We start from the raw sequence: 23,187 nt of genomic DNA on the forward strand, positions 1-23,187 counted from the left end.
TCAAGCAACTTCCTTCATACCTTTCAATCCTTTTGGAACGACTTTTCGTTCAATGATCGAGAATACATAATCCACAAGGATAGCCATGATGATTACCGGAACTGCACCTGCGATGATATATTCTGTTTGGTATAAATTCAAACCGATAAAAATGTAATCTCCAAGTCCTCCGCCTCCAATAAAGGAAGCCAAGGTGGCCCACCCGATCAAATAGACGGAAGCCGTACGGATACCAGCCATAATGACTGAAAGTGCCAGCGGAAATTCTACCAGACGAATCCTCTCCCAGCTTGTCATCCCGATGCCGCGGCCGGATTCAAGTAGATTTTCATTCACGCCTTTAATGCCTGTATATGTATTCCTGAGTATGGGTAAAACAGAGTAGAAAAATAACGCAATGATTGCGGGAGTTTTCCCAACACCGAGGAAAGGAATGAAAAAGGCCAGGACTGCAAGGCTCGGCAGTGTCTGCATTATGTTTGCAATTCCGATTATTATCGAAGCGCTCCTTTTCATTCGGGTCAACATAATTCCTAGTGGCACGGCAACTATTATTCCGAGGAAAACAGCGATCATGGATATATATAAGTGCTCCCAAGCCTTATAAATCAATTCTTGCCAGTTCGTTTGTAAAAAATTGAGCAAAGCTTCCATCTGATTCACCTCCTAAAACATTTCTGCCATTTCTGCCATTTGATTTTCTTCCTCTCCCCAGATGCTGTCATATACGATGTCGACCAATGTTGCCCTAGTGACAATTCCGACCAAATGTTTATTCTGGTCAACCACCGGCACATATTTGAACCCTCGCTTTAAAATCTTCTGAACGGAATCACGAATTAAAGTATCCTGTTTGACTGAGTAGACTTCAGTATTGATGACTTCACTGATAAATTTAGCTTTTTTTCGATATTCACTGATCGTTTCAACATCAACGAACCCTTTCAAAATATTTTGCTCATTAACCACAAGTAAAGAATCGACCCTTTTATCTCGCATTATTGTAATTGCATCGGTAAGGGATTTTTCTTCTGTAATGGATATTGGATTTCGACTCATGATTTGTTCGACCAACTCAACATTCGGTCTTGTTTGAAGCAAACGATCTTTTCCGATAAATTCTTCCACGAACTCATTGGCTGGGTTTCTGAGGATTTCATCCGGTGTTCCCACTTGGACGATTTCACCAGCCTTTAAGATGACGATCCGGTCGGCTAGCTTAATGGCTTCATCCATATCATGGGTAACAAAAACAATCGTTTTATCAAGTGTGCGCTGCAAATTTTTAAATTCCTCCTGAAGAGCATCGCGGGTGATTGGATCTAATGCGCCAAAAGGTTCATCCATTAAAATGAGTGGAGGATTGGAAGCAAGTGCTCTGAGAACGCCTATCCTTTGTTGCTGCCCGCCGCTCAATTCATAAGGATACCTTTCCAGGTATTCAGGCCCCATATCGACAAGCTTAAGCAATTCCAGTGCGCGTTCCTTTTTCTTCTGTTCATTCCATTTTAGAAGTTTTGGAACGAGGGTGATATTTTCAAGAATCGTCATGTGAGGGAAAAGTCCGATTTGCTGGATAACGTACCCAATCTGTCTTCTTAGCTCGACTGGATCTTTATCCATGATATTTTCACCATTAATAAGTATTTTGCCTTCCGATGGTTCGATAAGGCGGTTAATCATTTTCATTGTCGTTGTCTTACCACATCCACTCGGACCAATGAAGCAAATGAACTCCCCTTTTTTAATATCCAAAGATATATTCTTTACAGCTTTCTTTCCTCCCTTATAGATTTTCGATACATTTTCGATTTTTAACATAACAAGCACCTCCATCATTCGCATACAATTACAAATTTTACAAATATATTATTTTTTCATATGCACAGTCTCTTGTACCCATTAGATAAGCTGTATAAACCTTTTTATTTAAAAAACTAGTCATATGTAATTATATTGAAAAAATGTCATAAAAAAACTACCTCATATTAATTGAGGCAGTTGATTGATTTAAAGTATTAATAATGAATTAAAACCCGATATTTTTAGCAATCAGAATTTTTACGGTTTCATCTGTCCCTGTAAAGAATTTTGAAAAAGGAATGTCCCGGTGACGCCGGGTAATATTATCGTCTTCCATATGTCCGTATCCATCATGTAACTGCATGCACTTTTCAGATATTCGCTTAGACATCTCTGTTATCCAATATTTAGCCATCGATACTTCAGTTATGATATTCTCCCCAGTCATATGTTTACAGATCACCCCATCAACAAACGTCCTTCCCAGTTGAATATCGGTCGCTATTTCAGCAATGGTAAACTGTGCATTTTTAAATTTACTTATTTTCTTTTCAAATGCTTTTTGTCCCTTTATAAAATTCATCGTTAAGTGAAGCATGTCCTTCGCTGCTATTAAAGACCCAATCGCACACATTAGTTTTTCCTGTTGCAGTTTTTGCATGATATATGAAAGACCCTTCCCTTCCTCACCAAGGAGGTTGCCAACAGGTACTAAAGCATCATCGAAAAATAGCTCGGCTATGCCTGAACTTCCCTGTCCTGCATTACCAAGCTTTCTTCCTCGCGAAAATCCTGGCGTATCTTTATCAATGAGCAGCAAACTGATTCCGTCCTTAGAAGGAAAAGCATTAAGATCAGTTTTGCATGCTACTATCATGAAATCAGCTGTAAAGCCATTTATGACAAACGTTTTAGCTCCATTAACATTATAATATCCATCTTTCTTGATGGCAGTGGTTTGAATATCCGCTATTTCCGAACCCATTCCCGGCTCTGTGAACGCAAAGGCGGAAATCATTTCTCCTGTAAAGAACTTTGGTAAATACCTTTGTTGTTGATCTATTGTTCCGAATGTAGCTATATAAGGGGCTACAACATCCGAATGAATGGATATTCCACCTAAAGCTGAACCAACCATTTCCAATTCCTCTGCCAGCACAACTGAATATCCAAAGTCCGCTCCCATTCCACCGAATTCCACATCAAGCCAGGGACATAAAAATCCATTATCTCCAATCTTTTTCCAAAAGGAGCGAGGTATCCCCCCCTCTTTTTCCCACTGATCATAAAAGGGGACAGCCTCCTTTGCGAGAAATTCACGAATTGATTGTTTAAATAATAAGTGTTCTTCCGTTAGGAAGGAACGGGAATCATCTTTATTGATTGCCAGCGTGCTAACCATAGGTTAACCTCCATTCGCTAATGGTTTTATTAAATACATCAATGTCAAAATAACTTATAATCCCTTCCATGAAAATATGTTAAACGCCTTGATGTAAGCGATTACAATAATTAAACATCAAACAGTAAAAATGTTCCTCAATATTCATGTTCAACAAAAGTATTGAATTCCCTTTAACAAATCTATTTTTTACCATTTTAATTATGTATTACTTAACTGCTTTTGAATATGGGTTTGCCATATATTCTATCGAGGTTATTTTTGGAATATTGTCGGGATTACAATAAAACGACTTCTTTTGTAAAAATCAATTATCCCTTTTTTTCGTCAAAATGTTCGTTTTAATTAACTCAATATGGAGGTTAGCAGAATAAGAAACAGTTATATAACAACGTTTATGGTATAATTAACAGAGAAAACGTTTACAAAGAAAGAGAAACTAATTGTTCGGAAAATTCATTCTTCTAGGAGTCGATGAAAGTTGACAGTTAAAGAACAAACCATCTTTAATCATATTGGAAATAAAATTATAACAGAAGATCGAGAAATTAACGTAATTGCTAGATTAGAAGAACCTTTAATTGTAGTTTTAGGAAATGTTTTAAGTGACGATGAATGTGACGAACTTATTAGATTGTCAAAAGACAAAATGCACCGTTCCAAAATTGGAGTTACACACGAGGTAAATGAAATAAGAACAAGCAGTAGCATGTTTTTTCAAGAAAAAGAATATGACGTCATAACTAAAATTGAAAAAAGAATATCATCCATCATGAGTATCCCCATTGAACATGGAGATGGTATTCAAATTCTTAAATATACTCCTGGTCAAGAATATAAAGCTCATTTTGATTTTTTCACATCTACAAGTCTGGCAGCAAAAAATAATAGAATTAGCACAATCATCATGTATTTAAATGATGTGGAGCATGGAGGGGAAACTTTTTTTCCTAAACTGAATTTTTCAGTGTCACCGCGAAAAGGAATGGCTGTGTATTTCGAATATTTCTATAACGATAAAAACCTAAACGAACTAACTTTACACAGTGGAGCGCCAGTTATCACTGGTGAAAAATGGGTTGCAACACAATGGATGAGGCGACAAAAAAAATAGTCTGCAGCTTGATAATGTAAACGCTGGACTATAAATACCTCAATTTTAGGTGCCAAATGATCTAAGGCACCTATTTGTTCATTTGGAAACTGTTTACTTAAAATGACCAAACGAATTGAATCAAAAAAATAATGTTCCCTTGAACTTCATAGCTTTCTTGATCCTAAACAATTGATTCGTTTCAAAACATACTTTTTCCCTGGAATTCTCGTTAAGTTTGATTTAATTATACTTTTTTAAAAACGCTCTCATTTACCTTTGTTGCTCTTTCTAAAATTATCGTAATCAGTCTTAATGTAATGAAATACCTTCGCGTTGCCATTATGGTCAGGATGAGTTATTTTTAATAACCCTTTATATTCTGCTAACACTTCTTTATTGCTCGCCATTTTAGAAAGCCCTAATTTTTTACTAAAATCATTTGATTGAGCAGTGGAATCAATATTGTAATTATTTCTTATGTTTTCTTTTAATTTTATCAATTCATTACGTAATTCAATATTTTCTTTTAATAAATCCTTTGTTTCATTTTGTAATTCACTTTTCTCATTCTTTAGTATGGCAACTTCCTTTTTGAACATATCCCTTTGCTGAATCAATATTCTTTTTGCAGTTTCATGAAGTTCTTCGATTCCTTCTATATGCTTATCTTGAGTTTGTATTTTCAATTTTAATCGATGTATGATTTCGTCCTTATTTTGATCTATGAAATCATTTATGGCCAGCTTTGAAGCAGTTTCATCGCTTATGTATCCAGTGTTCCTCTTTCCGTTTCCCGCATTTTTAATTTTACCTTCACGAAGCCAGCGCCTAACAGTTTGTATGCTATTACTTTCTTTTATTCCTGCATCTTTTAACATTTCAAATGCTTGATCTGTGTCATCCAATATGTATCCAGTTTCTCTAATCCCGTTTCCTCCCTCATATTTAATCTTACCTTCACGGAGCCAGCGTCTAACAGTTTGTATACTGCTGCTTTCTGTTACTCCTGCGTCCTTTAACAGGTCGAAAGCTTGATCTGTGTTCACGTTGTTCCCCCTTCCCCCTTATTACGCAACGTAATATTACTTCGATTGATATTAGCCTATTAAAAGGAATATATTTTGCAAACAATGCGGCTAATTAATATGCCAATGTTTTAAATGATAGCATAGCCATTTTCTAAACAAAGAACAAACAGATGAAGAATATATGACGAATATCACAGAGAGATAACGATAAGGTATCAAACTTAAAAGTGGGGCCAGAAAATGGCCCGTAAAATTGTAGATAAAGGGAAAATGACAGCAAGACCCCGTATGGCAGTGAAGAAAGCACGTGAATTGACCCGGAGGAAAAGTGTTTTATTTTTGAATCTTTCTGAAGGGGCGGAATGAACTTAGACAGCATAGAAAAGCGATAGGTATCATACCTATAATTCCATAAGGAGTACCGCAAGCAACACGTGGATACAATGTTAAGGATATGCCAATATTAAAAAGCCCAATCTCTCAGTGATATATAATTGAGAAATTGGGTTTGCAACTAAGTCACCAAAGCAGCTGCTATTAGTTAACTAGAGATTATTGTTTACCCTCTGTATACACTTGAAAGGTTACACCGAATTTGTCTGTTACAATTCCATATGCAGGGCTGAAAAAAGCTTCCTGCAGCGGCATTGTCACTTCTCCGCCTTGAGACAATGTTTCAAAGATTCTTTTTGATTTTTCAATATCGTTTATTGAAATACAGATCGTGACTTGATCTCCAGAGTGACTAGGTTGACCTGGAAACGTATCGGAAAACATGAGATCCGTTTCCCCAACCCTTAACATTGCGTGTGCCACAAGATTTTTTGCTTCTTCTGGCAAAGGAAATTCCGGGTTTTCAGGCATTTCTCCAAAAGTTTGATTAAAAAGGACTTTCGCATCAAGTGCTTTTTCGTAAAATTGAATCGCTTCTTTTGCATTTCCGTTCATCATTAAATAGGGGGACAGTCGCATGGTCATAAATAGCTCCTTTTGTTCTAATTTTTGTTAGAAAGCATGAGTAACTTCCAAGCCTCTTTTTGAAGTTGTGGACAATAACCATTATTACCCATGACTGTATTTTATAACTAAGAACGTGTGTTCGTCAACGAAAATCACTTGAATACTAACAATTTTTCAGGTGACAGACTGGTTTAAATAAAATATTAAATGATTATCCCACTAGCTTAAAGTGTTTGTTTTGTTCATGACCACATTGTTACAAAAACTGAACCATTCACCTTGGAATTTTCTTCGATTAAACACCAACAGATGCTTTTGCATTAAAATAATCTATTTTTTGTTTGTTATTCATAAAAGCTATAGAAGCAGGAGAAACCACGGTCCTTATCAAGCCTAATGATCATAACACCCAATTACGTTTAATATGGAAGTTCTTGAATCTCATTGCTGGACTAATAGAAAAATCCTTCAGTGTTTCTCTTTTAGCCTTACTTAACTAAAAAAGGAACCTGATGGATTGCATAGACCAATCAATTCTTTTTCTTCCGCAGCCGATTCGTCTTAAAATTCCCCGCCCGGTACATGGTAGATTTTCTCTCCTGCACTTTGCCTACCATATGCAGAGTACCGATAAAAAAATGTAGCGAACAAAAAGTAGCCCCGAAATACACCACTTATGTAGTATATTTGGGGCTACTTGACGTTTACTTAAATACTGAGTAGTCAGTCTATATTCGGACTATCAGTTCTTTTCATTCCTGAATTTTTGAAAGTTTGTCTAGTCTTTTATCTTTTGTAGCTTAGAATCATGCTAATTTGCCCCTGGTTGATTAATGGCTCTCAGACTAAATTTGTATCCCACTATTATATAAGTTACCCATCTCATTTAAATTCTCACGTTCTAAAAAAGATGGAAAATAGCTATAGAATGTTGATATAAGAGGTAATTAATCTTGAAAAAATAAGATATTTATTGTTTGTAGTACAGATTTAACTATATAACCGAAAAAAATTAACTTTTTCTTCTAAAAATAATAGAAGAATTATAACCAATCTCACTTCCCATTTAACTATAAGTATTAAATTATTTCATGTACAATTCCTAAACTCAAACCTTCGTCATTTGCAAACATGTACCATTCTTCATCTTCCTTTTCAGCATACAATTCTTCTGAAATGTTGGTATTTTCCACAACAAACTTCTTAATACGATTATCTAAACGGTCATAGAAATTCATTGTATTTTTAGCCTTCTTAGAAGTTGATTGAACAGACATACTTCCATCATGAATAAGAATTATTGTATTGGGATATGCTTTTCTATAATGTCCACTAATCAACAGTAACGCACCCATAGAAACACAAGATCCTACACCAATGGTTTCAACTTTCGTTTTACTTGATTTAATTGCATCAATGGCAGAAAAACCAGCCACTACATCTCCACCATCAGATGTTACATAAATTTGTATTGTCTTTCTTTTATCTATTGGAATATTTAACTCTTCATCTTCTCGATTCCATTCTTGAATCCAATAAACAATTTTATTTACAATGGTTGTATCCACATCATAATTATAATAAATTTTCCGTTCTTTCAGTCCAAGGTAAAACTGATACTCCTCAAGAGAATCAGGTAAATTCCCTATTATTTCCAAATATTCATTATTGAATTCAACTTTTTTCATTATAAATCCTCCTTAATAATATGCTGTGTTATAGGAAGAAAAAGTGTAATACACAAGCATATCTATTTATTAATTTATTCAGCAAGTACAATCTTCGCAACAGCATTCATCATCATTTTAAAGTCCATTATTTTTTAGAACATAGAAAAGTGAAATGAGAATGTAGAACCTTTTACAAAGGGAAAAACACAATAGCCCAATTTTGAAATTCCAAACCATTAAACCCTGACTCGATTTTCTTTATTGATTATTTGCATACAATAGTAGAAAAAATCAAAGGTTCTGGTGCATTTCAACAGAATATCGCTCCATCAAAAAAAAGGACCTAATCGATTAGGTCCTTTTTGACTTTAGTCTATTCGTTTCAATTTGGTGAGCTATAAACTTAACACTGTGATATTGTTTATTTTTATTAACTTGCTTTCATTTCTGAATCTTGTCCTCTTTTAAGATTAGGTAACTTAGAATCTATCGATAGGAATCGACTTCCATTTAAAACTAAATGAAGTGCAATAATCATAAGAACGAGATCCAGTTCGTACCCTGAAGCTTCTCCATTCCCCATAAAACCTGCAGGGAATTTCACATAAACAATTGCACCAGCCATGATGAATACAAGGAGGGCAGATATTATTCTTGTTCCAAGACCTAATATTAAAGCAATTCCTCCAAACAATTCAATAACACCTACTACATAGGCCATAAATCCCGGAATGCCTATACTTTGAAACCATCCTGATGTGTTCTCCAACCCACCTTGGAATTTTGATAATCCATGTAACAAAAATGAAATTCCCAACATAACTCTTAATAAAAAGGTACCGATCTCTTGTTTATTCATGTCACATCTCCTTTTTTTATTTCACACTACAAAGTGTAGTGCAGAGTGGTAAAAAAATCAAGTGAAAGTCATCAGACAATCACTATAGTCATTCCCAAAAGTATAAGCAAAACATAAATAGAAACAAAAATCGTAGTAGTTTCAGCCCTCAAAGGAATTTTTTTATGGGGATCGATTAATTGCTGAAGTCTATAGTTAACTGATTCATTGGAGAAGTGGACAAGAACGGGCGAGGATTTATCAGTGTAACCATGTTTAATTAACTTCAACAAAGCAGTACTTATGCCTAATTCAGTCCCCATTTTATTTATCGCATTTTCATCGGCTGATAATTCACTTATTATTTTGTAATTTTTATGACACCATTTTGTAAGTGGGACAAACCATAAAGCATCTGATATCAACTGTAAAATAAATATTACCAGCGGATGGAATTTTTTTTGGTGAAATGCTTCATGCTCTACTACCGCTTCTAGCTCATCCTGGTCCAATAATTTAATTAAACCAGAACTAAACACAATGAATGGCCGACAAAAACCAAGCGTAAACGCAAGAGGCTGATCAGCATTCACAACTAAGATATCATTGTTGACCCGGTTGAATGTTTCATTTATAAACCTTGTCTTTTCAAAATTTTTGGAAAGAAAAAGCTTTTGTTTAAACCTTCTGGATAAGAAATATTGCTCTGCAATTTTGAAAAGGGAGCTCAATATGCTATAGGATATTATTATACTGAGCAGGGTGACGACTACAAAATAGTATACTGAATCTTCCTTGAACAGACTAAAGCAAAATTTAAAAAAGTTGGCTTTAATATTCACACCAAAAAAGATATGTACCAAAAACGCTCCCATTTGGCACCATACTACACAGGCAATTAAAAGACTCAGGCTTATCACAAAATAAGACTTACTCTTCCACATTATAATTTATCCTTTTTTAACGATTGAATTTTTTGTTCCAATTTTTCAATTAAACCTTGGTCAGCATCTTTCATGGCATCCAGCATATGGCTTATGACCGCTCCACCAAATTCATCCAGCAAATTCTCAGTCAGTTTCTTTGACTGCTCTTCTAAAAACTCCGCTTTGGATTGAACTGGGCGAAATAATGAGAGCCTTCCTTCAGACCTCTTTTCAAGAATGCCTTTTTCGACTAATCGATTCATGACGGTCATTACCGTGTTGAAATTGATAGGTTTGTCAAGTTCCAATGATTGCTGAACCGCTTTGATGCTCTGTTCATCTTTATCCCATAAATATTCCATGATATTTGCTTCCAATGGACCAAAGAAACGATTCAGTCCAACTTCATCATATTTAAAATTTTTAATATTCATCCTTTACCACCTCCCACTACAAATTGTAGTGGATATCACTGTTACAATCAAGTTTCATCTGGAAGATTTGAACGTTTATAAATAAAAACAGTAGGCAAACTGGTTTTTCTTCGAGTTTGACTACAGTCTGAAACGAGCCTTATACAGGCACGTTTCAATAATTAATAGTAATCCTTTGTCCTCCATTTCCTCAAATTTTTTGACCTTGCTGTTTCTTCTGGTTAACCACCTCTATTACCCTCCACTACCTTTTTTCTGTAGCAATGTTCTTCCGTTCGTTTTTCCTTTTAAGCGTTTTAGATTAAAAAACGAGCCTTTTGCAGGCTCGTTTCACTAGTTAACCCTTTGTGCAAGTTTCTCTATTTCATGAGAATTATAAAAATGATATCCTTTTGCCGTCGTTTGGGCTGTAGCGTACATTGCAGCAGCTACTTTGTTTGCTTCTATTGCACGATATGGACGTAAAGGGCCTACAAAGACAAATTTCACAAATGTACTTAGCAGCCCAGAAATCTTTTCACCTGCCCTGAATTCCTCACGTTCTCCTAGAAGTAAGGAAGGGCGGAATATATGTACAGTATTCATTTCCAAGCGTTGTAGTGTTCCTTCAACATCTCCCTTAACACGACTGTAAAAAAACTTTGATTTGGAATTGGCTCCCATGGCCGTAATGACGAGTAATTTTTCAACATTCGATGTCTTTGCCATTTTAGCTGCTTCGATTATATAGTCATAATCAACTTTACGAAAAGCTTCCTTCGATTTAGCCTTTTTGATCGTTGTACCCAAACAAATGAAAACATCGGTGACGTTGAATAAATAGGCATACTGGGACAAATTATCGAAATCCACAACATGTCCTGTGCACTTGGGCTCCGTGAATTTCATTTCCCTTCTTGTCAGCAAATGGATTTCACTATAGATTTTGCTGTTGCTTAGCTGTTTAACCAACTGAGTGCCTACCACACCTGTAGCGCCTAAAATCAATGCCGTCTTATTAGTCATGATTTCCCACTTTCCTTCATTAGCTGCTGAATAATATAGGACTAAGATAAATGATGCACTTGATTGAAATCATCAATTATCCAAGAATCGACTTCAAATCTTATCGTACTCAAACATGCATTGAACAAGCGCATTTCATTTGATACGATTGACTCGTTTGACATCAAGCGTAAAATAAAATGTATGACTGCACCATGTGCAACAAGTATAACTTTTTTCTCAGGATACTTCTTATGAATTCCCTGAAGCCCATTCATCAGCCTGTTTCGTAAAGATTCCTGATTTTCCTGACCAGGATATTCTTTATCAATGAATGCTGACGCCCTTTCAGCTGCTGTCATTCCTTCGGCAACGCCAAAGTTTTTTTCAATGAATTCCTTTTTTTCAATGACCGGGACTTCAATATAATGCGAAATGATATCTGCCGTTTCCCTTGCCCTTTTTAGAGGGCTCGAAATAATCACATCCCAAGAAGCCTCTTTTGACAAGAATTCACCACATTGCCGTGCCTGTATCTTTCCTAGTTCATTTAAAGGAATATCAGTCTGCCCCTGCAGTTTCCCTAGTGCATTCCAATCTGTTTGACCATGCCGCACTAAACAGATAGTAGTAATTGTCCTCAAACCCTTCTATGTAGATTGTTATTTTTTCACTTCTTCAATGATGGAGTGTCCTTCAGTCTGATCTAGATCTGACCATTTCCATTTTTCATGCAAGCGTATCCTGCCATCTGGCAATAATTCAGGAGTGGAAAGACAGCTGCCTCCTCTAATTTCACCTTTTTCATTGATATGATTATACCTGAATTCCAAGGAACCATCCATATTGACAAGCCCTATTAAAGTTCCTTTAACAATCTCACCACCATGATAACTTGCTGAAAGAATTGAGCCTTCTTGTGAATAGTGGAAGGAAGTATTTCCCGATACTTCTCCATTTTCAGAATTGACTAGAGCTTTGAAAATCCTACCATCATAATTAAACATCATCATTCCTCCATATGAATTAATAAGGATAATGATACCAAATTAACCGAAAAATGAATATTCAAAAATCTTATAGGATTGTTAATTCTGTGTCCAGAAAATGACACAAAAAATACATAATATTCCCCATTGAATTCCCCTATTATGATGTGGTTAGATTATGGAAGATGTTACTTATGGAATGAACAATTTCCAAGGTGAAACGTCTAATCAAACTGGAAGATGTTGGTGAGGTGCTCAAGTGAAAGAAATACTTCTGATTCTACTATTACAACTTATTTATGTTCCGATTTATACGTTGCGAACCATTTTCTTAGTAAAAAATATTACCATACTTGCCTCGATACTGGGTATCGCAGAAATGTTAATATACGTTTTTGGATTATCCTTAGTATTTGGCGGTGACCAAAGCATACTCGCCATGGTTGTATATGCAGTCGGTTTTGGAATCGGAATAATTTTTGGTACGAAAATTGAGCAAAAACTTGCCATCGGTTTTATTAATGTAACCGTTAATACTCAAACCAAAAATGAACTTTTGGTAGATACATTGAGGAATAACGGATTTGGTGTAACTCTTTATACGGGCGAGGGCAGGGATAGCAACCGTTACCGGATGGAAATCTTGACAAAACGCAATCGGGAACAAGAATTGATAGCAACCGTTGAAAAGTTTGAACCTAAGGCTTTCATCATTTCATATGAACCACGTTATTTTAAAGGTGGTTTTTTATTGGACCGGTTGAAAAATAAAGCAAGCTGAACCGAAATGCAAAAGCCCATCTTGTTATGATGGGCTTTTGCATTATTTCGTTTTTGATTTTCTAATTCTCACTGCCCTCGTTACCGGCTGTTTTTTGATCCACTTTAAGTATTTTTTTAGTGCTTCATCATCTTTTAACATAGGCACGGTATATAGTCGGATGGCCAGCTCTCGGTTTGAATACAGTGCGTGAATCTGTTTGTGACAAGATTTACAGAGATAGGCAATGGGTAAATAGCTGCCACCTAATTCTCTAGGTGTTAAATGATGGATGGTCAGTTCTATCTCACCCCTGTCACAAAGCTCACAAGTACCTTTCATCTCATTGATCGGCCGTTAAGGCTTAACGGATTTTCCTTCTTCAACAATATGAAACATCAAATGGGCAAGATGATGGATTGGTCCATACTCTTCATTGGCATCATCTTCTTCATCTTCCACTTCCACTTCATCCACGCCTTGTAAATAAAGTGCCATGAACTCATAAAAATCATTTTTAGTAAAAGAGTAACAATCACTTGGATCCTGATTATCTTCTTCATACTGTAAAACTAGATGAGATAAATCACCCTCATCATCTTCAGCATCAAAAAATACAAAATATCCGATATTTGTATCCAGTTCAAATAGTCTGCGAAAACCGCGTGATGTTGCTTTTTCAAACTCAGCCGCCGACAATTTTTGCACTTGCATGCTGTCTACATTATCTTCTTGATGAAAGCCCACGATAAATGTGTTCATAATCAAACCTCCTGTTGAATATGGATAACCATTAGTATCCCCATTCAACCGAATTTATTCCATTTATAGATTTGTTTCCAAGACGACCGGGCAATGATCGCTGCCCATGACATCGCAGTGAATATTAGCCTCTATTAAAGATTCCGCCAGACGTTTTGAAACAATGAAATAATCGATTCTCCACCCTATATTCCGCTCCCTAACTTTTGCCATATATGACCACCAAGAGTAGGCCCCTTCCTGGTCTGGATAAAAATGGCGAAATGTATCGATAAACCCTGCATCAAGTAATTCAGTCATCTTTCCACGCTCTTCATTAGTGAAACCGGAATTTCCAATATTGGATTTTGGGTTTTTTAAGTCGATTTCCCGATGTGCAACATTGAGGTCCCCACAAAAGATAACCGGCTTCACCAAGTCCAGTTCACTAAGATAATCTATCATCCCATTTTCCCATTCGAGACGGTAATCAAGCCTTGATAAATCCCTTTTAGCATTTGGGGTATAAACGTTCACCATATAGAAATTTTCGAATTCAAGTGTTATGATCCTGCCTTCCGGCTCCTCGTCCAGCTCCCCTACACCATATTTCACGGAAAGCGGTTTTTCCTTCGTGAAAATGGCTGTACCTGAATATCCTTTTTTCAGTGCATAATTCCAATATTGATGGTACCCTTCCAACTCAAGTGTAATTTGTCCTTCTTGAAGCTTAGTTTCTTGCAGACAAAAAATATCTGCATCCACATCTTTAAAGTAATCTAAAAATCCTTTTTTAACACAAGCTCTAATTCCATTCACATTCCAGGAAACCAATTTCATATTCTCTTAAATTCTCCTTATGGCCAATTAATTTCTTTACATTTCAACTATACTATTTATCTGCTATTTTTCCCATTAGAGTACATTCGAAAACAATCTGGCAAATGATTCTTTTGAACGTTCCAGCAACCCCCGATTGTTATACCTAATAGGATCTAGTTTGTCACTATCCATCATATCCTCTTTGTAGTGAGTGATGAGATCTTCAATGGAACGACTGCCCATTAGAAAGACATTCACTTCAAAATTCAGATGAAAACTCCTCATATCCATGTTTGCCGTCCCTATGGAAGCCATATCACCATCTACGATAATAAGTTTCTGATGTAGAAAACCTTTTTTATACGTGTATACCTCTACACCGAATTGAAGCAGCTCCCCGAAATAGGAGCGACTGCCGTATTGGGTTAAAAACCCATCATTTACTGCCGGAACCATAAGCCTAACTTGTATCCCCTTAATTGCAGCATGTTTAATTGCTGCTTTAATCGCTTGATTTGGTACGAAGTATGGACTTGCAATCCAGATTGATTTTGTGGCGCTAGTAATAAGTGAATAGTAAAAATCACTCATGATTCCCTGTTGTGTATCAGGTCCGCTGGCCACCACCTGGACAGCTCCATCCCCTTGTTCCAATATATTGTTGAATTCTGGACGTTCTTCTAATACATCTTCCCCACTGACATATTCCCAATCCAAAAGGAAAACAGTATGAAGCATATATACCGCTTCACCTTTAAGGACCATATGTGTATCTCTCCAAAATCCAATCGTTTTATTTCGCCCTAAGTATTCCTCTCCTACGTTTAAACCTCCAACAAAGCCAACTTCCCCATCAATGATGATTATTTTCCGGTGATTCCTAAAATTAAACTTTTGATTAAAAAAACCATGTTTCAGTGGTGAAAATGGATAAGCCTTTATCCCTGCATTTTTCATCCGTTTAACTTCATTATTTGAAAGGCTTAAACTACCGGCAGCATCAAAAATGAATAAAACTTCAACACCATTTTTCGCTTTTTCAATAAGGATATCTATAATTTCAGTACCAAGCCTGTCGGAACGAAAAATATAATATTCTATATGAATGAACTTTTCAGCTTTTTTTAACTGTTTAATGATTTCGGTAAACGTTTCGTTACCATTTTTCAACACTTCCGTTTGCGATGATGTACTAATGGTGGTCTCTGATGCATTTTTGGCAAAAGCTGCGAATGATTGCTGGTGATTATTCAAGAACGATAGATTTGGCGATGATACATGTGTAACAAGACTCTTCCATTCTTCGCGATCTTTTTTCCTTTTACTTCGAAATAAATACCCTTTTAAATAGAGCTGACCTGAAAATAGATAAAACACATATCCAAATACCGGGAAAAACAAAAGTACATACATCCATAAAAGGGTCTCGTGTGCAAATCTATTTTCCAGCATGAGTGAAAACATGGTAATAAACATCACAAAAATATACAATCCAATAAAAAATAGCTTCACGTCGAAGCTAACATGAGTGAACAGGATCATATAAACTGCAGCAATCAAAATAAATAAAAATACAAATTCCATTCTTCTTCTTTTCATCGTTTCATTCTCCTACACAGCAATATTTTATATATCTAAACATATACCCATATTTGATGGTAAAAGAAACAAAACACTTACGAAAACAATATTCGTAAGTGTTTTTTGTGTATTACCTATCCAATTATCACTTCATGACAGGAATCAAACTTTCATATAGCTCAATATACTTTCTGGAAGATGATGTCCAACTGAAGTCTAACTTCATTGCACTTTCGGCCATTTTCCTCCATCTTTTCGGCTGGAATTTGTACAGGCCAACAGATTGCTCAATTGTATGAAGCATATCGTGTGCATTATAATTCGTAAAACTGAAGCCATTGCCTTCACCAGTAAATTGATTAAACGGGATGACCGTATCACGAAGTCCGCCAGTTTCCCTCACTAAAGGCAGTGTACCATAACGGAGTGCCAATAGCTGGCCAATGCCACATGGTTCGAATTGGGACGGCATCAGGAATATATCAGAACCAGCATATATCTGTCTTGCTAGCCCCTCATCAAAATATGTATTGACTGATACCTGATTTGGATATTGGTCAGCTAAATGGCGAAATGCCGATTCATATTTCTCTTCACCCGTACCTAAAAGGATGAATTGAACTCCTTGATTCATTATTTCATGAAAAACATGGAGAATAAGATCTATTCCTTTTTGATCAACAAGCCTGGTCACCATGGATAGAACCGGGACCCCATCATTGACAGGAAGATCCAGCGTTTCCTGTAGCTGACGTTTATTCTCCATTTTACCGTCATAGGAATCGAATGGAACTGCAAGATGTTCATCTGCCGCAGGATTATATTCCTCATAATCGATTCCGTTAATGATTCCTTTAAGGTCACCATTTCTTTTACGTAAAAACCCATCAAGATTTTCCCCAAAATAAGCACTCTGAATTTCTTCCGCATAACTTGGGCTTACAGTTGTGACTATGTTAGAGAATGCTAGGCCGGCTTTCAAATAACTGACATTCCCATGGAATTCAAGACCATCGATATTAAAATATAACTCACTCAAATCGAGTAATTCCGCTAAAACAGCTTTAGGATAAACTCCTTGATAACGTAAATTATGTATGGTAAATATCGTTTTAATATCCTGATAGAATGGATGGTTATGATAATGAGCTTTCAGCAAAACGCTGACAAGGCCCGTTTGCCAATCATGACAGTGTATGACATCCGGTTTTACTTCTAAATAAGGTAAAGCCTCTAAAACTGCACGGGAAAAAAAGGCGAACCTTTCGCCATCATCAAAGAAACCATAACTGCCATGTCTTTTGAAATAATATTCATTATCCAGAAAATAATATGTAATTCCGTTAGCAACAAGTTTTTCGATGCCGCAAAATTGCTGGCGCCAACCGACAGGAACTTCAATACTCGTCATATGTTCCAATTCCTGTTTGAATCGGTTAGGTAGATCCCCGTATTTAGGAAGGATGACACTTACATGGACTCCCTGTTTTTTCAGCGCTTTCGGGAGCGCGCCTATAACGTCTCCGAGCCCTCCCGTTTTTATAAAAGGGGCGCATTCTGAAGCAGCAAATACAACATTCATTGCCGCACCTCCTCTATTAAATTACTTCCGCTTTTTTTATTACAGTAGGCTGTTTTAAACCAATAACTGATTTTTCACTAGTAATTCTCACTTCTTTATCAGTTATGGTATTTTCAACGATAGCTCCTTCTTCAATCACGCCTTTTTGCATGATGATGCTATTTCTTATAATGGCACCCTTTTTCACCTTTACCCCACGGAAAAGTATACTGTTTTCCACAGTCCCTTCAATATCACACCCGTTGGCTATCAATGAATTGGTAACCTTCGAAGAACTTGAATATTTGGTCGGTGCCTCATGTTTGATTTTTGTATAAACATCCCAAGTATCCCCGAAGAAAGAACGGATTACCGAAGGATTCAGGAAATTCATATTACTGGAATGAAAGCTTTCAATGGAATGGATGAATGGCATATCTCCAGTAAAATTGTAGCCTTTGACGGTAAAACGATGAAGATTGGCTTTCACTGCGTCTTTCAAAAAGTCATATTCTCCACTGGCAACACAGCTTTTGATCAAGTTCACCAATAGAGTTTTACTTATGATGAATGTTTCCAGGCAAACATGGTCACCAGGTCTAGGGATGGTATAAAAGCTAATGTCAGTAATGTCTTCATCCGAATCTACCGAGCAGGTGTGATAGATTGGTTTCTCAATCAATTCCCCTACATAATCCTTATATACGACCGTGATATCCGCTTTATGTTTTTTGTGATAATCAAGCACTTCATTAAAATCCAATTTGCATACATGGCTTCCAGGGGAGATGATGACAGTATCTGCCTGTGCACGTTCGAAAAAGCTGAGATGATCATAGAATTGCTTCATATCGCCCGTTACTGTTTCATCCGGATGGATAGGGGGCAAGATATATAAGCCTCCTGACCGCCGATCCAAGTTCCATTCTTTACCTGAGCCAAGATGATCCATAACTGAAAGATACTTTTCTTTTGGAAAAACGGCTACTTTTGATACATCTGCATTAATGAGATTCGACATCGTAAAGTCAATCAAACGGTAGCGTCCGCCAAATGGCACAGATGCTACATTACGGTGAGCAGTCAGATCTTTTAAATGTTGTCTTTCATTGATTAAATTAATAATACCCAACACATTTTCCATAGCCATCTTCCCCTTTTTCTAGTTAAGAGTGATCTTTTTTTTGTTTGGATTGATAATGGTCTGATTTTCACCAATTAAGGTAATATCTGATGTAACCGCTGAATTGCCAACTACGGCACCATCTTCAATAACACAATTGCTGGCTATGATGCTTCTTTCTATATGAACATTTTCACCAATCGTAACATTAGGCATGATGACTGAATCTTTTATGGTTGACCCATAGCCCACCTGTACATTATAGGATAAAACCGAATGTTCAATGTTCCCATGAATCATGCACCCTTCATTGATAAGCGACTGACTGACCTTGGCATCCGGTGATATATATTGCGGCGGGTGATTTGCATTTCGGGCAAAAATTTTCCATTGCTGATCATCCAACTGGAAATTTGGCGTATCCTCCAATAAGTCCATATGGGCCTGCCAAAGGCTTTCGACCGTTCCAACATCTTTCCAATAATCATTAAAACGATAGGCATATAGCTTTTTTCGGTCTTCAAGCATCTTTGGAATGATGTTGCTGCCGAAATCGTTGGAAGAATTTTTATCTTTTTCATCATTTATTAAATAACGTCTTAAGGTTTTCCAATTGAAAAGGTAAACTCCCATGGAAGCAAGATTACTCTTTGGATACTTTGGTTTTTCATCGAATTGAGTGACTTTATCATCATCATTGGTATTCATGATTCCGAAACGACTTGCTTCCTGCCACGGTACTTGAATGACAGCTATGGTCGCCTCGGCATTTTTTTCGATGTGATAATCCAGCATCTTACTGTAATCCATCTTGTAGATATGGTCACCAGAGAGAATCAATACATGTTCCGGATCATAGTTATCAATGTATTGGATATTTTGATAAACAGCGTTTGCCGTCCCTTTATACCATTCACCGCCTTCTTTCCCTTGATAAGGAGGAAGTACGGAAACTCCGCCAACATCAAGATCAAGGTCCCAAACTTTCCCATTACCAACATAATCATTTAGAATCAATGGCTGGTATTGGGTCAGTACCCCAACCGTATCAATACCAGAATGAGTGCAGTTACTTAATGGAAAATCGATGATTCTATATTTACCGCCAAAGGGAACAGCTGGTTTTGCCAAACCGATTGTCAATTCACCTAACCTTGAACCCTGGCCTCCTGCCAATAACATTGCTATCCATTTTTTTGCTCCCATTATTCGTTCACTCTCCCCCGTCTTTTTTTTGTTTGCTTCATAAAAATAGAAATGCCTAATGGAGGTACAGTTATTTCCATGCTGTATGGTTGATTATGGTATGGATCCTTTTTGACATTAATGGGTTCTTCATTGATCTGACCCGATCCTCCGAAAGCTGCTGAATCACTGCTGAAAACCTCAATATATTTGCCTTGGGATGGTACACCTATTTGATATTGAGCATGAGCCTGCGCAGAAAAATTACAGACAACAATGCAATAATCGCCTTTCCGTTTACCTTTTCTCATAAAGGTAATGACACTCTGATTACTATTGTTCGGATCTATCCATTCAAAACCCTCCGGGACATGATCCAATCTCCATAGTGAGGAAGTTTGCCGATAAAAATCCTGGAGAGTTCGGAAGTAATGGGCCAGCTTGTCGTGTGATTCATATTCCAAAAGCAGCCAATCCAATTGTTCCTCATCTTTCCATTCTATGAATTGGCCAAATTCACTGCCCATAAATAGAAGCTTCTTGCCAGGATGCGTCATGAAATACCCAAAGAGTAACCGTAAATTTGCGAATTTCTGCCAGTAGTCACCTGGCATCTTATTCAGTAATGACTTCTTGCCATGAACCACTTCATCATGTGAAAAGGGCAAGACGAAATTTTCTGAAAAAGCATAGAAAAATGAAAATGTTAAGAGGTTATGATGATATGGCCTTTCATGTGTTTCAAGTTTCATATAACGAAGGATATCATTAGTCCATCCCATATTCCATTTGTAATTAAAGCCCAGTCCGCCTATATCGGTAGGAGAAGTTATGAGCGGCCGGTCTGTTGCTTCTTCAGCCATCATTAATGCATTTGGATATTTTTTGAATACCACTTCGTTAAGTTTTTGTAAAAATTGTATGGCTTCCAGGTTTTCCTCACCGCCAAACTGGTTTTTCAGCTTGACCGGCAATGGATTATCATGATTTAAATAAACCATTGACGAAACCGCATCGACACGAACCCCATCAATATGGTATACATCCATCCAAAACATTACATTTGATATAAGGAAACTGACTACTTCCGGTTTGGTAAAGTCAAAATTGTATGTCCCCCATAACGGGCGATCTGCTCTAGTATGATCAATTGGTTCATAGAGAGGCGTACCATCGAAACGGGAAAGTCCATGCGCATCTTTACAAAAATGGGCGGGAACCCAGTCAAGGATTACTCCTATGCCCTTTTGGTGACAAAGGTTAATTAGATATTTAAAATCTTCCGGTGAACCGTAACGGCTGGTTACGGAATAATAGCCCGTGACCTGATATCCCCACGATTTATCAAATGGGTGTTCCATTATGGCCATGATTTCAATATGTGTAAAACTATTATCAATCACATAATCAACTAATCTATCAGCCAATTCACGGTACGAATAAAATTCGCCATCTTCTTTTTGTTTCCATGTTCCGGGGTGCACTTCATAAATGGACATGGGCTTATGATAAATATTTTCCTTTTTCCTATCGGCTATCCACTTCGAATCTTGCCATTCAAAATTATCCAGCCTTTTAATGACCGAGGCTGTATTTGGTCTGACTTCCGAATAAAAGGCATATGGATCGGCTTTTAGGATACGTTTATTTCCAGGTGTATGTATTTCGTATTTATAGAGTTCCCCTTCTTGTAGTCCTGGTACGAACAACACCCAGATACCTGAACGCTCGATCCGTTTCATCGCATGATCTTTTCCGTCCCAATTATTAAAATTACCGACAACTGAAACTTGCTTGGCATGGGGGGCCCAAACGGTGAAGCGTACTCCTTCAATACCTAATGATGTTACAATGTGTGCCCCAAGCATTTTATAGCTTTCATAAAGGGTGCCTTCATGAAACAAATATAAATCGAAATCGCTTGGATAATTCTCTTGCAGCTGGTCCATAATTGTACTCAATAAAACCCCTCCATCAGTATTAACTCGATAGTATTTTACCCATCCTTCCCCAGTTATTATATATATTCGGTAAAAATGGTATTAATCCTTCAAATGGAGGTGAATATATTGTAATAAATGCCCGTTTTTTTAATAAATAAAACATCTTTTCGCGAAAAATAGCCATTTATTGTAAAAATATTATTATTCCAATAAAAGCTCTCCCCATTTTTTGGGAAGAGCTTTATGTTATCATGTATGAATTCTTCATTTTATTTGTTCAGTTCGAATCATCTGAGTCTTCGTCAAGAATAAATACGATAATGAGACTGACCATGCCAAAGGAGTATTCCTGTTTGGAATATTACTGCCTCCTATATATAATTCAGGAACTTCCCAATTTTCCGGAATGATCATTTTCGTTTTATCTATATATTCCTTTACTTTGTTCATCATGCCAAGTTCAAGGTAGCATAAGCCCAACCACGGAAGCCCGAAACACCATTCCGCTTCTTGACCGTCATTATAATAAAGGTCCTTTTCATATCTAATGCAACCATTTGTTCTTTCTAGGCGCTCTGTGACATTTTTCAATATTTTTAGTGCTATTTCACGGTCTACCAGCCGATAAGGATAAATCAAGGATAGAAGGGCTAAATCCGTCTCTTTTGAATAACTTTCCCTTGGAAGCAGGAAACGAAGTGTTTCTTCTCCTTTTTTAATCAGTTCTTCCTTGACGTTTACCAGCATTTTGACTGAATTCAAACCAGCAACACATGCACCTATGCTCGAAGCATGGATTTCGATATTCTCTTCCCACATCCCGTTATCTTCCGCTTGCCAATATTGCAGGCATTCCAAGTAACTGACCAACTTTTGAACGATCATTAAATCACGTTGATTTCTTATCACCTTTTTCCCATGCCTATATCCTTCACCGACCCCCCATAAAAAGGCACCTATCGCATCATTTTGGGCATGGCCCCACTCATCGGGCAGTTCTTTAAGCTCAGTGGAATACCGTGCATGGATATGTTCAAATAGAAACTGGGGTTTCTGTTCCGTATGAATATCTATCTTCCACTCATAGGATTGAAATAAGTCAAATAAAGCATGATATGCTTTCTCGTAACGATTGGACGGATCATTTATAAAAGGTAATACTGTATAAACGACATCCCTTATCCAGACATAATTATAATCATCGGAAACACTTGCAGTATATGCGCCATTAGGAAGCCGCATGCGATCAAGAACCTCTAGGGCACCATTTACATTCATTAATTGAACACCTCCATAGTTATTTGCTTATTCCCATTGTTGACAGACTCCCATTTTCTAAAC

General features: G+C 36.9%; 23 protein-coding genes and 1 pseudogene. 3 read left to right on the top strand and 21 right to left on the bottom strand.

Annotated elements, in window-relative coordinates:
* The 3 genes from ACYP5M_RS04215 to ACYP5M_RS04225 all read right to left on the bottom strand — a co-directional run bounded on the left by ACYP5M_RS04215 (position 1) and on the right by ACYP5M_RS04225 (position 3,205).
* Positions 1 to 654, bottom strand: a complete 654-nt coding sequence (locus ACYP5M_RS04215; protein WP_133346510.1) for an ABC transporter permease — start codon at positions 652 to 654, stop codon at positions 1 to 3.
* Between the two features lie 12 nt (positions 655 to 666).
* A complete protein-coding gene (locus ACYP5M_RS04220; protein WP_427574284.1) occupies positions 667 to 1,821 on the bottom strand; it encodes a betaine/proline/choline family ABC transporter ATP-binding protein in 1,155 nt (384 codons plus the stop codon).
* A gap of 208 nt (positions 1,822 to 2,029) precedes the next feature.
* Positions 2,030 to 3,205, bottom strand: coding sequence for an acyl-CoA dehydrogenase family protein (locus ACYP5M_RS04225; RefSeq protein ID WP_459734698.1), 1,176 nt, complete (start codon positions 3,203 to 3,205; stop codon positions 2,030 to 2,032).
* Positions 3,206 to 3,686: 481 nt separating this feature from the next.
* On the opposite strand from ACYP5M_RS04225, the gene ACYP5M_RS04230 reads away from it, so the two are divergent.
* Positions 3,687 to 4,319 carry a 2OG-Fe(II) oxygenase gene (locus tag ACYP5M_RS04230; protein WP_101225356.1) on the top strand — a complete coding sequence of 211 codons (633 nt, stop codon included), beginning with the start codon at positions 3,687 to 3,689 and terminating at the stop codon, positions 4,317 to 4,319.
* A gap of 248 nt (positions 4,320 to 4,567) precedes the next feature.
* Here ACYP5M_RS04230 and ACYP5M_RS04235 read toward each other — a convergent pair whose 3' ends face one another.
* Positions 4,568 to 5,347: a hypothetical protein gene (locus tag ACYP5M_RS04235; protein ID WP_452444997.1), complete on the bottom strand. Its 780-nt coding sequence runs from the start codon at positions 5,345 to 5,347 to the stop codon at positions 4,568 to 4,570.
* Positions 5,348 to 5,572: 225 nt separating this feature from the next.
* On the opposite strand from ACYP5M_RS04235, the pseudogene ACYP5M_RS04240 reads away from it, so the two are divergent.
* Positions 5,573 to 5,665: pseudogene (locus ACYP5M_RS04240) on the top strand (hypothetical protein); the annotation flags it as partial.
* Between the two features lie 216 nt (positions 5,666 to 5,881).
* On the opposite strand, the gene ACYP5M_RS04245 reads toward ACYP5M_RS04240, so the two are convergent.
* From ACYP5M_RS04245 to ACYP5M_RS04280, 8 genes are all read right to left on the bottom strand, one after another.
* The gene (locus ACYP5M_RS04245; RefSeq protein ID WP_260357723.1) at positions 5,882 to 6,307 is read right to left on the bottom strand and encodes a VOC family protein; all 426 of its coding nucleotides are present in this window, start codon (positions 6,305 to 6,307) and stop codon (positions 5,882 to 5,884) included.
* Between the two features lie 1,061 nt (positions 6,308 to 7,368).
* Positions 7,369 to 7,977: a ClpP family protease gene (locus tag ACYP5M_RS04250; protein WP_101225359.1), complete on the bottom strand. Its 609-nt coding sequence runs from the start codon at positions 7,975 to 7,977 to the stop codon at positions 7,369 to 7,371.
* Positions 7,978 to 8,389: 412 nt separating this feature from the next.
* On the bottom strand, positions 8,390 to 8,818 hold the full coding sequence (locus ACYP5M_RS04255) for a DoxX family protein (RefSeq protein ID WP_101225360.1): 429 nt from the start codon (positions 8,816 to 8,818) through the stop codon (positions 8,390 to 8,392).
* Between the two features lie 71 nt (positions 8,819 to 8,889).
* Positions 8,890 to 9,741, bottom strand: coding sequence for a M56 family metallopeptidase (locus ACYP5M_RS04260; protein ID WP_459734699.1), 852 nt, complete (start codon positions 9,739 to 9,741; stop codon positions 8,890 to 8,892).
* Positions 9,741 to 10,157, bottom strand: coding sequence for a BlaI/MecI/CopY family transcriptional regulator (locus ACYP5M_RS04265; RefSeq protein WP_101225362.1), 417 nt, complete (start codon positions 10,155 to 10,157; stop codon positions 9,741 to 9,743). The genes ACYP5M_RS04260 and ACYP5M_RS04265 overlap by 1 nt, the downstream gene beginning before the upstream one ends.
* A gap of 333 nt (positions 10,158 to 10,490) precedes the next feature.
* Positions 10,491 to 11,162, bottom strand: a complete 672-nt coding sequence (locus ACYP5M_RS04270) for an oxidoreductase (protein WP_459734700.1) — start codon at positions 11,160 to 11,162, stop codon at positions 10,491 to 10,493.
* Positions 11,163 to 11,203: 41 nt separating this feature from the next.
* A complete protein-coding gene (locus tag ACYP5M_RS04275; RefSeq protein WP_434169670.1) occupies positions 11,204 to 11,776 on the bottom strand; it encodes a histidine phosphatase family protein in 573 nt (190 codons plus the stop codon).
* A gap of 27 nt (positions 11,777 to 11,803) precedes the next feature.
* Entirely contained in the window at positions 11,804 to 12,148 is a 345-nt protein-coding gene (locus ACYP5M_RS04280) for a n-acetylglutamate synthase (protein WP_101225364.1), read from the bottom strand.
* A 241-nt stretch (positions 12,149 to 12,389) separates the two neighbouring features.
* On the opposite strand from ACYP5M_RS04280, the gene ACYP5M_RS04285 reads away from it, so the two are divergent.
* A complete protein-coding gene (locus ACYP5M_RS04285; RefSeq protein ID WP_101225365.1) occupies positions 12,390 to 12,911 on the top strand; it encodes a DUF2179 domain-containing protein in 522 nt (173 codons plus the stop codon).
* A 42-nt stretch (positions 12,912 to 12,953) separates the two neighbouring features.
* On the opposite strand, the gene ACYP5M_RS04290 is transcribed toward ACYP5M_RS04285, so the two are convergent.
* The 9 genes from ACYP5M_RS04290 to ACYP5M_RS04330 all read right to left on the bottom strand — a co-directional run bounded on the left by ACYP5M_RS04290 (position 12,954) and on the right by ACYP5M_RS04330 (position 23,124).
* The gene (locus ACYP5M_RS04290) at positions 12,954 to 13,232 is read right to left on the bottom strand and encodes an HNH endonuclease (protein WP_459734701.1); all 279 of its coding nucleotides are present in this window, start codon (positions 13,230 to 13,232) and stop codon (positions 12,954 to 12,956) included.
* Positions 13,233 to 13,247: 15 nt separating this feature from the next.
* Entirely contained in the window at positions 13,248 to 13,652 is a 405-nt protein-coding gene (locus ACYP5M_RS04295; protein WP_459734702.1) for a cytosolic protein, read from the bottom strand.
* 63 nt (positions 13,653 to 13,715) lie between these two features.
* A complete protein-coding gene (locus ACYP5M_RS04300) occupies positions 13,716 to 14,471 on the bottom strand; it encodes an exodeoxyribonuclease III (protein WP_452444999.1) in 756 nt (251 codons plus the stop codon).
* Between the two features lie 75 nt (positions 14,472 to 14,546).
* Positions 14,547 to 16,052, bottom strand: a complete 1,506-nt coding sequence (gene cls, locus ACYP5M_RS04305) for a cardiolipin synthase (RefSeq protein ID WP_459734703.1) — start codon at positions 16,050 to 16,052, stop codon at positions 14,547 to 14,549.
* A gap of 127 nt (positions 16,053 to 16,179) precedes the next feature.
* Positions 16,180 to 17,616, bottom strand: coding sequence for a glycogen synthase GlgA (gene glgA / locus ACYP5M_RS04310; RefSeq protein WP_459734704.1), 1,437 nt, complete (start codon positions 17,614 to 17,616; stop codon positions 16,180 to 16,182).
* Between the two features lie 16 nt (positions 17,617 to 17,632).
* Positions 17,633 to 18,739, bottom strand: coding sequence for a glucose-1-phosphate adenylyltransferase subunit GlgD (gene glgD / locus ACYP5M_RS04315; RefSeq protein ID WP_260357730.1), 1,107 nt, complete (start codon positions 18,737 to 18,739; stop codon positions 17,633 to 17,635).
* A gap of 18 nt (positions 18,740 to 18,757) precedes the next feature.
* Positions 18,758 to 19,924: a glucose-1-phosphate adenylyltransferase gene (locus tag ACYP5M_RS04320; RefSeq protein WP_311735942.1), complete on the bottom strand. Its 1,167-nt coding sequence runs from the start codon at positions 19,922 to 19,924 to the stop codon at positions 18,758 to 18,760.
* Entirely contained in the window at positions 19,924 to 21,852 is a 1,929-nt protein-coding gene (glgB, locus tag ACYP5M_RS04325) for a 1,4-alpha-glucan branching protein GlgB (RefSeq protein ID WP_434169671.1), read from the bottom strand. Before glgB ends, ACYP5M_RS04320 begins: the two co-directional genes overlap by 1 nt.
* 258 nt (positions 21,853 to 22,110) lie before the next feature.
* A complete protein-coding gene (locus tag ACYP5M_RS04330; protein WP_434167003.1) occupies positions 22,111 to 23,124 on the bottom strand; it encodes a glycoside hydrolase family 15 protein in 1,014 nt (337 codons plus the stop codon).
* Between the last annotated feature and the right edge of the window lie 63 nt (positions 23,125 to 23,187).

The sequence above is a fragment of the Peribacillus sp. N1 genome, from assembly GCF_054600815.1.